Below are 14,201 nucleotides of genomic sequence, written 5' to 3' on the forward strand. Positions count from 1 at the left end.
TGCTGTCTATTGAGGCCCCCGCACGGGGGCCTTTTTTCAACACAACCAGAAGGCATCCCCCATGCGCATTATCACCTTGGCACTTTTGCTCTGCGTGGCCAGTGTGATCGAGGCTGCACAAATGCCGCTTGCCGTCCTGCCGGGTGGTGCTGTGGTGTACAAGCCGATCCAGAGCATACGCGAGCGTAAATTTGAGGACCTGGTGCAACAGAAAACCGACTTCAGTTGCGGCGCAGCTGCCCTGGCGACCATCTTGCGCCAGGCCTATTGGCTGGACGTGAATGAAGAACAGATTATCGAAGGCATGCTGGCACATTCCGATCAACATCTTGTCCGCGTCCAGGGCTTCTCCATGCTCGACATGAAGCGCTACGTGGAAAGTATCGGCATGCGGGCCCGTGGCTACCGGGTAGCGACAGAAACATTGAAGGACATCAAGATTCCGGTGGTCGTCCTCATGGATATCCGTGGCTACAAACATTTTGTGGTCATGCAAAGAGTCCATGGCGACTGGGTTTATATCGGAGATCCGGTACTCGGTCATAAACGTTACAAAGTCGACGACTTCATCAAAGGCTGGAACGGCATCATCTTTGCCGTCATTGGCCAGGGCTACGACAAAGGCAATGCGTTGCTCGACCCGCCCATGCCACTGACCGCCAAGAACCGCATAAACACTTTCACCCCGGTGCCTGACGCAGAGTTGATGGATTTCGGATTCATCCAAAGCGACTTCTTCTAATAACAAGGGAGCATGACGCTCCGGGAGCATTCAATGAAGACTCCAATCTGGCTGGCCGTGGTTTGCCTGACCGCCAGCCTGCCGGCCCAGGCAGAAATGTTTAAACCCATCGAACTGAAGGATCAGGAATTGGCGACCCTGCGAGGCCGCTATGTCATGCCGGGACGGATCATCAGTTTCGGCGTGGTCATGACCAGCACTTGGCAAAATGCCAAGGGTGATGTGATCGGGGCCACTTCCTCGATGCAAATTCAACAATCGACCATCAAGCCAGAGTTCTATGTGTCGATGATCGACGAAAAAGGTACTGGCTCGGCGCGCTCACAAAACACCGGCACCGGCACCGTCACGGGTGGCAGCGGCCTCAACACCACCGAAGGCGTCACCCAGGTCGTGCGGGCTGCCGGCGACAATAATACCGCCTACAACAACGTTGATATCAACGTCACCAAAGCCAACCAGGCGCCAGCAACGCAACAGCAGGGCCAGGCATTGGCCGCAAACTCGACACTGGCCCGTTCCAATGACGCGGGTTCGCTGAGCGTTTCCTCGACCGGTAATGGCGTGCAACTCAACATCGTGGCCAACAACAACCAGGGCAGTACCGTTCAACGCCTGGCCCAGGGCGGGCTGATGCAGAACACGACTTTACTGGGTGCCAGCAACCAGGTCCGTAACCTCACCTCCCTCAATGTCGTGCTGCGTGACAACGTGTCAACAGGCGGGTCACTGAACGGCAACCTGGACCAACTCAAAGGACTTCGCACTATCGGATTCTGATCTACGCTCAGTCTCATCATCTGTAGTCAGAAGGGACGGCTAACCCATGCATCGATCGTTAACGTTCAGAGCTATTGTCTGTTTGAGTAGCCTGGCCCCGGCAACATTGTTATATGCGGCACCGGATCCCCAGGTTGAAGCACTAAAACAAGAACTCATGGAGTTGAAACAACGTTACGAAGCACAACAGAACGCGCTGATGGTCCTCGAGCAGCGCGTTCGCCAAGTCGAAGAAGCACCTGCGACACCTGCTCCCAAACGCCTCACCAAATCCCCCGCCGAAACGCCCAAGGGTGGCCAGACGGTGGCCACCGGTGCGCCTGGGACGACAGGCAGTTCCTACGGGCAGTCGCTCAAGGATGACTCGGAACCGGCACAAAGCGTTTCGAACCTGTACGACGAAGCCAGCGGGTTCTTCGGTGGCGGCAAGTTCAGCGTCGAAACCGGCCTGACCTATACCCACTACGATACCCGTGCACTGACGCTCAACGGTTTCCTGGCACTGGACTCGATTTTTCTCGGCAACATCGACATCGACCGCATCAAGGCCGATAACTGGACACTGGACCTGACCGCTCGCTACAACGTGGCACAACGCTGGCAGTTCGACGTTAACGTCCCCGTGGTGTATCGCGAATCAACGTACTCCTCCGGTGGCGCCGGTGGCGCAGCTCCGGTGACGTCGGACGAATCCGTCACCCGCGACCCGACCATCGGCGATGTGAACTTTGGGGTTGCCTACAAATTTCTGGATGAGTCGGTCAACCTGCCCGACGCGGTCGCTACACTGCGCATCAAGGCGCCGACCGGTAAGGACCCTTATGGCATCAAGCTGGTCAAGTCCTCGAGTAACGATAACCTCTCGGTGCCCGAGGACTTGCCGACCGGCAACGGTGTCTGGGCCATCACACCAGGCATCTCGCTGGTCAAGACCTTCGACCCGGCCGTTCTGTTCGGCAGCCTCGCCTACACCTACAACATGGAAGACTCCTTCAGCGACATCAGTCCTCAGGTCGGCTCCAAGGTAAAAGGGGATGTGAAACTGGGCGATTCCTGGCAGGTCGGCGCCGGTATTGCCTTTGCCTTGAACGAGAAGATGAGTATGTCGTTCTCGTTTACCGATCAGTTCGCCCGCAAAAGCAAGATCAAGCCGGACGGTGGCGATTGGCAATCGATTTCCAACAGCGATTACAACTCGGCCAACTTCAACATCGGCATGACCCTGGCAGCAACCGATAAACTGACGATCGTTCCCAACCTGGCCATCGGCCTGACCGACGACTCGCCGGACTTTTCCTTCAGCCTGAAGTTTCCATACTACTTCTGATCCCCCACCTACAAAAAACCCGCTGCGATTCAAGTCGCAGCGGGTTTTTAGCTTTATTTGTAGGAGCGAGCTAGCTCGCGATGGTCGTGAACGAAAACGCGGGGCTCTTGAACGATCGCGTTGTCCTGACGCTTTTCGCGAGCAAGCTCGCTCCTACACAGTGGTTTCAACGGATCTGATGTTTGTGCAACAGGCGATAAAAGGTAGGCCTGGATATCCCCAGCACCTTGGCGGCGATGCTCAAGTTATCGCTGTGGCGGTTGAGGACATCGCACAAGGCCTGGCGCTCTGCCCGGTACTTGTACTCTTCCAGCGTGCCCATCGGCGGGGCGACGCCCTGATGGCTGATCAGCCCCAGGTCTCGCGCTTCGATCTGCCGGCCTTCGGCCAGTACCAACCCGCGACGCACCCGGTTGGCCAGCTCACGAACATTACCCGGCCAGTCATGCTTGCCCATGGCAATCAAGGCGTCTTCGCTGAAGCTGCGCGGACGGCGGCCGGTTTCGTGGCTGTAGAAATGGGAAAAGTGGTTGGCCAGCATCGACAGATCGCCATTGCGTTCACGCAGGGGGGCGGTCGCGACCTGCAACACGTTCAGGCGATAGTACAGATCTTCGCGAAAGCGTTTCTTCTCAATCGCGGCCTCGAGATCGACGTGGGTCGCGGCCAACACCCGTACATCCACCGGAATCGGCTGACTGCCACCCACCCGCTCGATGTGCTTTTCCTGGAGGAAACGCAGCAGGTTCGCCTGCAGCTCCAGGGGCAGATCACCGATTTCGTCGAGAAACAGCGTGCCGCCGTTAGCCGCTTCGAGCCGACCGATCTTGCGTTGATGGGCGCCCGTAAAGGCACCCTTCTCGTGACCGAACAGCTCGGACTGGATCAGGTGCTCGGGAATCGCGCCACAATTGATTGCGACAAAGGGTTTACTGTGACGCAGCGATAGTCGATGCAACGTGCGGGCGACCAGTTCCTTGCCCGTCCCGCTTTCACCGCGAATCAACACCGGCGACTCGGTGGGTGCCAGCTTGCTCAGTAACTTGCGCAATTCACGTATGGGCTTGCTGTCGCCCAGCAGTTCGTGCTCGGGCTGATCGATATGAACCGTGCCCTGCCCACGCAGGCGCGCCATGCCAAACGCCCTGCCCAGTGTGACCTGGACCCGGGATACGTCGAACGGCAAGGTATGGAAGTCAAAAAACCATTCACAGACAAAGTCCCCGACATTTTGCAGGCGCAAGACTTCCTGATTCAGGACGGCGATCCATTCGGTTCCGCTGCGGCTGATCAGTTCCTTGACGGCGTCCGGGTGTTCGAGATGAAAAGGCTGCAGGCGTAACAAACCCACATCGCAGGTTCGGTCGGAGGCGTTTTCCAGCGAACAGCTGTCAACATCCCAACCCACGGAGCGTAATCCCGGCAATACACGATGGCAGTCGTCGTCGGGATCAACCACTAATAGACGTCGTAAGGCTGGCGCTTCGCTCATGACGGTTCCTTGGCGCCAAATCCGGGGAAATTTTATTAAAAACAGTCATTTGGCGGACCTGGCTGTAACATTAGCAAGAATTTGACGTGGCCTTGTACCGTTTGACTATAGGGTTGTTGTGTAAAGAGTTATAAGAAACCGCATCGATAGTTACCTAACGAGTCTTTCCTTTCATTCAGCTTTCAAAACAAGTGTTCGCAATGGGCATCTGACAAAAAGTTGAAATTTCTTTTCATTGTGTGTGACCCGAACCCCGGTAGCGGGCATCAGTACAAGTAACCTGCCGAACGGTAAGCCCAACCGTCGGCACATCACTTGATTGGGCATACAGAGAGAAGATCCCATGAACGCCCCGCTCCGTATCAACGAAGCTCTTTTGATTGCCGACCGCGCATTTAAACCTTTCCAGTGCGTGGCCTGGGCCCCACAGGACGGTAACGGCGAACTCAGCCTCACCGTCATCGACCGCACCAACAACAGTATAGGTCGCAAGCAGATTCCGAGCAGCGCCTACACCGATCCCGAGCAGCTCCAACGCCTGCTTGAACAGGCCCGTGAAGAGTTGAGCCTGGAAGGTTACAAACTGCAGTCGTGGTCGATGCCAAATTAATAGTTTTGCGGATTACTGCGAGGTAATCCGCGCCCTCCTTCCCTGTCGTTAGTTGCAGCTTTTTTACTGACCCAACGCACTTGCAATACTTCGTTATTTGAACTAGCGCACGTTTAATCCTTTGCAAGCTTGCCAATGGTTCGAAAAGACACTGTTGTGGCGCACAACGACCCTCCGCCTGTTAGTTCTGTCAGTTGTGCATCCCGGCATTCAGGGATTGAATGTTCTTCTTATTAAGTCGCCACTCCCAACCCTTGGACCAGGACGACTCGCAAGGAGATGCGCGCATGTCAATCCAGTCCGTTCTAGCTATCCCGACCACGTTCACTAACGCCGGGAAACTCGATAGCAGCTTCGCCACTCACGGCAAAACCCAGGTGTACTTTGCCGGCAGTCTTTCAAGCATGGCAAACAGCGTCGCCCTGGATTCCCAGGGTCGTTTGCTGGTCGCGGCAAAGATCGGAACGGCGGGAGGCAGCCGCTTTGGCCTGGCTCGCTTGCTGGAGGATGGTTCGGCGGATCTGGCATTCGGCTATAAAGGCAGCGTCATCGGACAATTCGAACCGGGCTTCGAAGCCACGGCCGGCAAGGTTCAAGTGCTCTCCAACGGGCACATTCTGCTGACCGGCCTGCACTATGAAAATGCCCATCGCACCCTCCCCGCCGTGGCGTTATTCGACCCGCAAGGCTGCCCGGTCCAGGGGTTTGGCGACAACGGCCGACGTGTCGTGCGACTGCCGGGCAATCTGTCCCACGGGATTCGCGATGCCTGGCTGCCTCCCGGTGTGCCGGGAGCCGAAGCCTGTGATGCCGGGATACAAGAGGACGGCCGAATCGTGCTGGTGGCCAATCATCATTTCGAACTGGCCGATCATGCCGGCCTGCTCATACGACTCGACCCTGATGGTCAGTTGGATAGCACCTTCAATGGCCGCGGATTTGTGATCGTCAGGCATTTGTTGATGAACACCTGGCTCAACAGTGTGAGGGTGCAACGCGACGGTCGAATCCTGGTAGGCGGATCGATCAACTTCCCCGAGGAAGGTTTGCTGGCCCGCTATCACGCCGACGGCAGCCTTGACGAGCGTTTTGCCGTAGACGGATTCATGTATTTCAAGGCTCAAGGGCAAAGTGCCCAAGTCAGCCAGATTGTCCAACTGGTTAACGGCGACCTGCAGTGTTTTGGCAGCAGCCGCGATCCGATGCGCTGCCTTTCCCTGAAACTGCACATCAATGGCCGCCCGGACAAGCATTGCAACGACGGCCAGGCACATTTACTTGAACTCGGACGCAGTGGTTGTCAGTGGACCGCTGCCCAGGCACAACCGGATGGCAGTGTAGTCACGGCCGGTGCAACCATTGGCGGTGTCGAGGCCGATTTTATCCTTGGTCGTTACAGCAGCGACGGCCATCTCGACCCTGGCTTTGGCAATGGAGACGGATGGGTTCGTACCCGACTCGGTCGCAGTCTGGATACGGCGACTTCACTGGCAGTCCAGGCCGATGGAAATATCGTGGTAGGCGGATATTCACTGGACGGTAACTATCGTGCGGTCGTTGCACGCTATTTGGGCTGATCCACCGAAACTTTACTGCACTTGATCTTCTCTTTCGCTTACGGCAACTTGCGCGCTTCTTTTTACAAGGAGTAGCCGATGTCCGGTTCCATGATCCAGGCGTTCGCGCATAACTTTCTCGGCAACTCACCCCGCTGGTACAAAATCTGTATTGTTGGTTTTCTAATTATCAACGCACTGGTGTTTTGGAGCGCCGGTCCGGTCGCTGCGGGTTGGCTGTTGGTCCTGGAGTTCATCTTCACCCTGGCCATGGCACTCAAATGCTATCCGTTAATGCCCGGCGGCTTGTTGCTGGTCGAAGCGCTGTTGCTGAAAATGACCACGCCCCAGGCGCTTTATGACGAACTGGTGCACAACTTTCCGGTGATCCTGCTGCTGATGTTCATGGTGGCCGGCATCTACTTCATGAAAGACCTGCTGTTGTTTCTTTTCTCGCGTTTGCTGCTTGGCGTGCACTCCAAGGCCATGCTGGCGTTGATGTTCTGTTTTCTGTCGGCGTTTCTGTCGGCGTTCCTCGATGCCTTGACCGTGACCGCCGTCATCATCAGTGCGGCCGTCGGCTTTTATTCGGTGTACCACCGCGTGGCTTCAGGCACAGATCCGCGACAGGACAGTGAGTTCGGCGATGACCAATGCCTGCCCACGCTCCACCATGACGACCTCGATCAATTTCGCGCCTTCCTGCGCAGCCTGCTGATGCACGGTGCCGTAGGCACGGCGCTGGGTGGCGTCTGTACGCTGGTGGGCGAACCGCAGAACCTGTTGATCGGCCATGAGATGGGTTGGCACTTCGCCGAATTCTTTCTGAAGATCGCGCCGGTTTCGCTACCGGTACTGGGCGCCGGCCTGGTGACCTGCGTCCTGCTGGAGAAACTGCGCTGGTTCGGTTACGGCACGTTGCTGCCGGACAACGTACGGGCGGTGTTGGCCAATTACGCAGCCCAGGACGATATCGAACGTACCGCACGCCAGCGCGCAGCGCTGATTGTGCAGGCCGTGGCCGCACTGATCCTGATTGCCGGGCTGGCGTTTCATGTAGCACAAGTGGGTTTGATCGGTTTGATGGTGATTGTGTTGATCACGGCGTTCACCGGGATTACCGACGAGCACCGTCTCGGTACGGCGTTCAAGGACGCAATGCCGTTCACCGCCCTGCTGGTGGTGTTTTTCGCCGTGGTGGCGGTCATTCACGATCAGCAACTGTTCACACCCTTGATCCAGTGGGTACTGGCCCTGCCGGCCGATCAACAACCGGGCATGCTGTTCATTGCCAATGGCTTGCTCTCGGCCATCAGCGACAACGTGTTCGTGGCAACGATCTACATCACTGAAGTGAAACAGGCATTCATCTCAGGGCACATGAGCCGCGAGCATTTCGAGACGCTGGCCATCGCGATCAATACGGGCACCAATTTGCCAAGCGTGGCCACGCCCAATGGACAGGCCGCGTTCCTGTTCCTGTTGACCTCGGCGATTGCACCGCTGATTCGGCTGTCTTACGGGCGCATGGTGTGGATGGCGTTGCCGTATACGGTGGTGATGGGTGTGCTTGGCTGGTACGCCGTCAGCTTTTGGCTATAAACGCTCGCTAAAAAATGTGGGAACGAGCCTGCTCGCTCCCACATCGGGTTATGTGTTGTTATCGAGGGCGATTGGGCGCTGGCGGGCCATCGTTCATCCAAGGCCATGCCAGACCCGACCGTCGCGCGTCAGCAACGCTTCGGCGGCCTGCGGCCCGTCTTCACCCGCGGCATAGCCCTGCACCGTTGCATCCTGCTGCCAGGCGTCGAGGAATGGCTGAACTGCGCGCCAGCCATTTTCGATGTTGTCGGCACGCTGGAACAGCGTCTGATCACCGGTCAGGCAATCGTAGATCAGGGTTTCGTAGCCGGTGGACGGCTGCATTTTAAAGAAATCCTTGTAGGCAAAGCCCAGTTCGATGTTGTCCATCTTCAGGGCCTGGCCCGGCCGCTTGGCCAGCAGATCGAACCACATGCCTTCGTTGGGCTGAATCTGGATACGCAGGTAGGTGGGTGCGAGTTCATCGACCTCGGTATCGCGGAACTGCGCATACGGTGCCGGTTTGAAGCAGATGACAATTTCGGTATCGCGCACACTCATGCGCTTGCCGGTGCGTAGGTAGAACGGCACGCCGACCCAACGCCAGTTATCGATCATCACCTTGAGGGCCACATAGGTTTCGGTGTTGCTGTCAGGCGCGACCCGCTCTTCCTGGCGATAACCGGGCAGGGTTTTGCCATCGACTTCACCCGCGGTGTACTGGCCGCGCACCGAGTTGGCCCGTGCCTCTTCAATCGACCACGGACGAATCGCGCCGACAACCTTGGCCTTCTCGCCACGCACCGCATCGGCACCGAAGGCGGCCGGCGGCTCCATGGCCACCATCGCCAGCAACTGGAACAGGTGATTGGGCACCATGTCCCGCAGCGCCCCAGTGTTTTCGTAGAAACTGCCACGGGTTTCCACGCCGACGGTTTCGGCGGCGGTGATCTGCACATGGTCGATGTAATGATTGTTCCAGAACGCTTCGAACAGGCTGTTGGAAAAGCGGCTGATCAGGATGTTCTGCACGGTCTCCTTGCCCAGGTAGTGATCGATGCGGTAGATCTGCTTCTCCGACATGACCTTGAGCAAGCAGGCATTCAACGCCTCAGCGGTGGGCAGATCGGAACCGAAGGGTTTTTCGATCACCACCCTTCTGAACGCCTCGGGGCTCTCTTCGAGCAACCCGCAAGCGCCGAGGCGGCGTACCACTTCACTGAAAAAGCGTGGCGCGGTGGCCAGGTAGAACACCGCGTTGCCGGTGCCGCTGTCGGCGATTTTCGCCGCCAGCGCTTGATAAGTGCTGTCGTCCAGGAAATCGCCCTGGACGTAGCTGATGCCTTTGGCGAGTTGGGCCCACAAGTCCGGATCAAGGGATTGATCGCCCTTGCCGACTTTGCCGGCCACTTCGCTGCGAATGAAGTCTTCGAGTTTTTTCGCAAAGCCTTCATCGCTGATGGCGTTGTGGTCAACGCCGATGATCCGCAGTCCATCCCCGAGTAAACCGTCGCGCTTGAGGTTATACAGCGCCGGCATCAGCAGGCGCTTGACCAGATCACCATGGGCGCCGAACAGGAACAGCGTGGTCGGTGGCGCGGTTTCGGCCTTGGATTTTCTGCGGATCGCATGCGTCATTTTTTAGGTGTCTCCACGTGGCCGCCGAAGCCGAAGCGCTGGGCCGAGAGAATCTTGTCGCCAAAGGTGCCCTGACCACGGGAACGGTAGCGGGAAAACAGTGCGGTCGTCAGCACGGTTGCCGGTACCGCTTGCTCCATGGCCGCTTCGACGGTCCATTGACCTTCACCACTGTCTGCCACCGAACCGGAAAAACCGTCGAGGTTCTTATCGCTGGCCAGGGCATCGGCCGTCAGGTCGAGCAACCACGACGAGACCACGCTGCCACGACGCCAGACTTCGGCGATGTCGGCCACGTTCAAGTCGAAGCGCTGGTCCTCTGGCAGGCGGGAGCTGGACTTGGTCTTGAGGATGTCGAAGCCTTCGGCAAAGGCCTGCATCATTCCGTATTCGATGCCGTTGTGGATCATCTTCACAAAATGCCCGGCGCCCGCCGGGCCGGCGTGGATGTAACCGTGCTCGGCACGATCGTCGTCAGACTTGCGGTCTTTGGTACGCGGGATGTCGCCCATGCCCGGGGCCAGGCTGGCGAACAGCGGATCAAGGCGTGTGACGGTCTCGGCATCGCCGCCGATCATCATGCAGTAACCGCGCTCCAGGCCCCAGACACCGCCGGAAGTGCCCACGTCGATGTAGTGCAGGCCTTTTTCCGAAAGGGTCTTGGCCCGGCGGATGTCGTCCTTATAGTGGGTGTTGCCGCCGTCGATGATGGTATCGCCGGCTTCGAGCAAGGTGCTCAGGGTTTCGATGGTGTCTTCGGTCGGTGCGCCTGCCGGCAGCATGACCCACACCGCTCGCGGTTTGGCCAGGCCAGCGACCAGGGCTGGCAAATCGGCAACGCCAGTGGCGCCTTCTTCGGTCAAGGTTTCGACGAAGGCGGTATTGCGGTCGTACACAACGGTGGTATGCCCGTTGAGCATCAGGCGCCGCGCAATATTACCGCCCATGCGGCCCAGTCCAATAATCCCGAGTTGCATGTGCTGATGCTCCCTACTACAAATAAAAGTGTGTCATTGGTTATAGCCCAACGCGACTATTGAGGTTAGTCCAGAGCGTTGGCATGAAGTTTCCGGGCATTGTGCCCGATCCAGACAGATAACGTCGGGAATCGTGCTGAAGACACAACGACACTGAAAAATAAAAAAGTTCCCTTCATGGGCAAAAGAAATCAAAATTGGCGCCGATAGTAATTCTGGCTCCGATGTCGGGGCGGATTTACAGTTGAGACAGCCATTTGCGAGGTGAGCAATGGGCACAGTACATAATGCACTGCCGGCACAAACCCTTTATGTCACGATCCGCCGCGAGGAATTGCGCCAGTTGAAAGACGAGCGCGAACAGTTGAGGCAGGAGTTGGCGCAGTTGCGCTCGCTGATCCAGAACCAACAGCCCTTACCCTTGACTCAACGCACTCCCCACGCCTGACCTCCTCGCTTGAATCGCAAGCAGCACAGCCCTGCTTGCGCAACACCCTGGCCCGCCGCCAAACCTGGCCATTCTCGAATTTTTTTCACACTTTCCTGCTGATACACCCTTCAAACCTGTGGGCGCGCGCGTGCTCCCACAGCTTCTGTGGTTGCAGGAAACCTTGTGCCTGGACCGGCAGAAATCTCCAGGCGCAGTTAATTCCCATTTAACAGAATCGGCGGATAATGAGTGTTCGATTTTGATTGATTGGCTCATGGACGAAAGGCATCCGACATCTGTAAGTGGGAGGCACACCATGAAACGTACTACGCTGATTCTCGCGGTCCTCACGACGCTGGGCTCCGCTGGCGCCTTTGCCGAAGGCGGAGCCGAACGCATGAGGTACTACTACGAAACCTTGCGCTACAACCAGCAAGTGGCATTGGGCAACATCACGCAAAGCCAGACCCATGAACTGCGAGTACCGGACGATCAAACCGCGCAAATGACCGAGTCTTACAGACCGAAATGATTGTTACGCCTCTGACTGCCTGCTCTTCAGTCAGAGAAGACCATTGGGCGTCCTGATGGACGCCCTTTTTTATGCCCGGATCAAAGTGGCTTGATCCAGAACATCATGCGCCCGTGCGCCGGGTCGAATTCGCCAGGGGCAAAGCCGAACTTGCCATAAGACGCCTGTGCCACCGCATTGCCTTCCAGTACTTCCAGGGTGATTTTGCAGCAACCGCGCTGACGGGCAATGTCTTCGACCTTTTGCAGCATTCGCTGGCTCAAGCCCAACCCGCGAAACTTTGGCACCACCGCCACATCGTGCACGTTGACCAATGGCCGGCAGGCAAAGGTCGAAAACCCTTCAAAGCAATTGATCAGCCCGGCCGGCTCACCACCGACAAAGGCCAGGACGCTGAACGCATGCGCACGCTTGGCCAACTCACCCGGTAGCTGCTCCAGCACTGCGGCAGGTAAGGAATGACCGCCACCCATCGGGTCCTCGGCGTAGCTGTTGAGCACCAGGCCGATCGCCTCGGCGTGCACGGGGTTGCTGTAGCTGGCTTGCAACACAAGTATTTCCGCGGAATCCATTTCCATCCTCGATCACATTGAATAGCCCCAGTGCGCAGTTCGCCCTGGAAGGCCTGGCGACGATATCGCGAGCGTGTCAGTGGCGACAACCGTTGAAAATCAAAAGATTTCAATGTCCCCAGATCAGCGCTTCGGTCCACCCCAGCTCGGCAAAGTCCTCGGCCCGCAGGTGCGACTCGCCGGCACAGAAAAATTCGTCCAGTTGTGGCGGCTTCACCGACGTGCCGCTGAGCATGGCATGGGTCTGGCCGCGATGATGGATCTGGTGCTCGAACAGGTGCGACAGCATGCGCAATCGGCTTTCATGTTGCGGCGTGTCCCGGGCGATGGTGACGACCTTGTGCAGGTCCGCGTCGCGCATTTGCTCGCAGTAGGCGATCAGTCGCCGGTCGACCTGAGCCTGCTCGCGCTTGAGGTCCGGGGCATGGACGAACGGCTCGTCGTCGCGGAAAAACACGTAGCAATCGGGATGGGGATCATCACCGCGCAACTCGCGCTCCAGGGCATCCACGTAAAACCAGTCGCAGGTCAGGATGTGATTGAGGGTTGCGCGAATACTGGGAAAGAAGCTGACCCGAGGAGCTACCAGCTCCTGCGGACTTAACTGGCACCAGGCCGTAGCCAGTCGGTGATTGGCCCAGGCGTTCTGGTAAGCCATGGTCAACAAATGGTGTGACAGGGGCTGATTCATGCTGATGTCTCCTGAATACAAACCCTCAGAAGCTGATGGCTCCTGATGTTCAAACCTGCGCGAAACGTTCCAGCTGCATTTCCTGCAAGCGACTGAGGGTGCGGCGGAACGGGAATTCCAGGTAACCCTCGGTGTAGAGCGAATCCATCGGCACCTGCGCTTCGAGGTACAGCGGCACTTTGCGGTCGTAGCACTCGTCCACCAGGGCAATGAAACGCCGCACACCGTCGTCATGCACCGACAACTGCGGCAATTCCCGATCCCCGGCCTCGACCCGCGAAGCCCCGTCCTCAGTGCCTCGGGCGATACGCCCCGGACGTTGTTGCGCGCTCAAATTGGGTACGTCACTCAACAGGATAACGCCGAAGGTGTCGCACAAAGCCATGAAATCCATCGCGGCAAACGGTTGTTCGCACAGATCGGCGTAACGACACCACAGCACGGTGTTGCTCGCCCGCACCACAGCCAGCGAGCGATAGCCGACCTTGATCGCTTCGCTGGATACCCCTTGGTCGACGGTCAACCGCTTGAACACTTCATCCAGTGCGCTGGTGCGTCCGGGCTCGACTACCCAGTAACGCTGCAGGCCCTGCCCTGGATGCAGGCGATGATCTTCACCGCCGTCCACCGCGATGACCTGCATATGCTGCTTGATCGCGACGATGGCGGGCACAAAGCGGTCACGGTTGAAACCGTCGGCGTACAGCTTGTCCGGAGGAAGATTGGAGGTGCAGACCACCACCACACCCTGTTCGAACATCACCTGGAACAAGCGCCCGAGAATGATCGCGTCACCGATGTCATTGACGAACAATTCGTCGAAGCACAACACCCGCACTTCTTCGCTCAATTCACGCGCCAGGGCCTTCAGAGGGTCGGCGGTGCCGGTGAGCTGAAACGAGCGCTGGTGCACCCAGCCCATGAAATGATGAAAGTGCTGGCGCCGGGCCGGAACCCGCAGGTGCTGGTAGAACTGGTCCATCAACCAAGTCTTCCCCCGCCCCACCGGGCCCCAAAGGTACACCCCGGCAATCGGCACACGCCCTTCATGCAAGGCTTCATGGCACTTTTGCAAGGCCCAGACGGCATGCTCCTGGGCTTCGTCCTGGACGAAACCCTTTTGTTCGATGGCGTGTTGCCAGGCGCTGAGGGGGGAGTCGACATTCATGCGCGGCAGTATGCCACCAGTCGATGACGACTACACCGCTCCCTTTGTAGGAGCTGGCTTGCCAGCGCCTACAGACTGACCCGGTTTAAAAGGACGTTGACGAAT

The 14,201-nt window shown here is 57.8% G+C and carries 14 protein-coding genes; 8 read left to right on the forward strand and 6 right to left on the reverse strand.

All coding sequences use genetic code 11. The features are described 5' to 3' along the window. Nucleotides 1-61: 61 nt before the first annotated feature. Genes fapD through fapF form a run of 3 tightly spaced genes read left to right on the forward strand, consistent with a single transcriptional unit; the run spans nt 62 to nt 2,849 of the window. Nucleotides 62-742 (forward strand): fibril amyloid maturation endopeptidase FapD, encoded by a 681-nt coding sequence (gene fapD, locus LAB08_RS15335; protein ID WP_096511230.1) that lies wholly within the window; start codon nt 62-64, stop codon nt 740-742. 33 nt (nt 743-775) lie between these two features. Beyond that, the gene (fapE, locus tag LAB08_RS15340; RefSeq protein ID WP_096511228.1) at nt 776-1,522 is read left to right on the forward strand and encodes a fibril amyloid subunit FapE; all 747 of its coding nucleotides are present in this window, start codon (nt 776-778) and stop codon (nt 1,520-1,522) included. A 46-nt stretch (nt 1,523-1,568) separates the two neighbouring features. Next, nucleotides 1,569-2,849 (forward strand): fibril amyloid transporter FapF, encoded by a 1,281-nt coding sequence (fapF, locus tag LAB08_RS15345; protein ID WP_096511226.1) that lies wholly within the window; start codon nt 1,569-1,571, stop codon nt 2,847-2,849. Between the two features lie 166 nt (nt 2,850-3,015). Here fapF and LAB08_RS15350 read toward each other — a convergent pair whose 3' ends face one another. Next, nucleotides 3,016-4,341, reverse strand: a complete 1,326-nt coding sequence (locus LAB08_RS15350; protein WP_096511224.1) for a sigma-54 dependent transcriptional regulator — start codon at nt 4,339-4,341, stop codon at nt 3,016-3,018. Between the two features lie 343 nt (nt 4,342-4,684). Between LAB08_RS15350 and LAB08_RS15355 the strand changes: the two genes are divergently transcribed. From LAB08_RS15355 to nhaB, 3 genes are all read left to right on the forward strand, one after another. Continuing rightward, entirely contained in the window at nt 4,685-4,951 is a 267-nt protein-coding gene (locus LAB08_RS15355) for a hypothetical protein (protein WP_096511222.1), read from the forward strand. Between the two features lie 287 nt (nt 4,952-5,238). Continuing rightward, on the forward strand, nt 5,239-6,528 hold the full coding sequence (locus LAB08_RS15360) for an NHL repeat-containing protein (RefSeq protein ID WP_096511220.1): 1,290 nt from the start codon (nt 5,239-5,241) through the stop codon (nt 6,526-6,528). Between the two features lie 78 nt (nt 6,529-6,606). Then, entirely contained in the window at nt 6,607-8,109 is a 1,503-nt protein-coding gene (gene nhaB, locus LAB08_RS15365) for a sodium/proton antiporter NhaB (protein ID WP_096511218.1), read from the forward strand. Between the two features lie 93 nt (nt 8,110-8,202). Here nhaB and zwf read toward each other — a convergent pair whose 3' ends face one another. Beyond that, a complete protein-coding gene (gene zwf / locus LAB08_RS15370) occupies nt 8,203-9,726 on the reverse strand; it encodes a glucose-6-phosphate dehydrogenase (protein WP_096511216.1) in 1,524 nt (507 codons plus the stop codon). Beyond that, complete coding sequence (gene gnd / locus LAB08_RS15375; protein WP_096511214.1) at nt 9,723-10,703, reverse strand: phosphogluconate dehydrogenase (NAD(+)-dependent, decarboxylating); 981 nt, start codon at nt 10,701-10,703, stop codon at nt 9,723-9,725. Before gnd ends, zwf begins: the two co-directional genes overlap by 4 nt. Before the next feature lie 271 nt (nt 10,704-10,974). On the opposite strand from gnd, the gene LAB08_RS15380 reads away from it, so the two are divergent. Both LAB08_RS15380 and LAB08_RS15385 read left to right on the forward strand, forming a co-directional pair. After that, nucleotides 10,975-11,151: a DUF6026 family protein gene (locus LAB08_RS15380; protein WP_172901602.1), complete on the forward strand. Its 177-nt coding sequence runs from the start codon at nt 10,975-10,977 to the stop codon at nt 11,149-11,151. A gap of 298 nt (nt 11,152-11,449) precedes the next feature. Further along, nucleotides 11,450-11,665 (forward strand): hypothetical protein, encoded by a 216-nt coding sequence (locus LAB08_RS15385; RefSeq protein ID WP_096511212.1) that lies wholly within the window; start codon nt 11,450-11,452, stop codon nt 11,663-11,665. A gap of 80 nt (nt 11,666-11,745) precedes the next feature. On the opposite strand, the gene LAB08_RS15390 is transcribed toward LAB08_RS15385, so the two are convergent. The 3 genes from LAB08_RS15390 to zapE form a co-directional block, all read right to left on the reverse strand. Next, a complete protein-coding gene (locus LAB08_RS15390) occupies nt 11,746-12,237 on the reverse strand; it encodes a GNAT family N-acetyltransferase (protein ID WP_096515373.1) in 492 nt (163 codons plus the stop codon). 109 nt (nt 12,238-12,346) lie between these two features. After that, the gene (locus LAB08_RS15395) at nt 12,347-12,928 is read right to left on the reverse strand and encodes a DinB family protein (RefSeq protein WP_096511210.1); all 582 of its coding nucleotides are present in this window, start codon (nt 12,926-12,928) and stop codon (nt 12,347-12,349) included. A gap of 49 nt (nt 12,929-12,977) precedes the next feature. Next, complete coding sequence (gene zapE / locus LAB08_RS15400; protein ID WP_096511208.1) at nt 12,978-14,096, reverse strand: cell division protein ZapE; 1,119 nt, start codon at nt 14,094-14,096, stop codon at nt 12,978-12,980. Nucleotides 14,097-14,201: the final 105 nt, after the last annotated feature.

Origin of the sequence: Pseudomonas izuensis, assembly GCF_002356535.2 — a bacterium.
Taxonomy (GTDB): Bacteria; Pseudomonadota; Gammaproteobacteria; order Pseudomonadales; family Pseudomonadaceae; genus Aquipseudomonas; species Aquipseudomonas izuensis.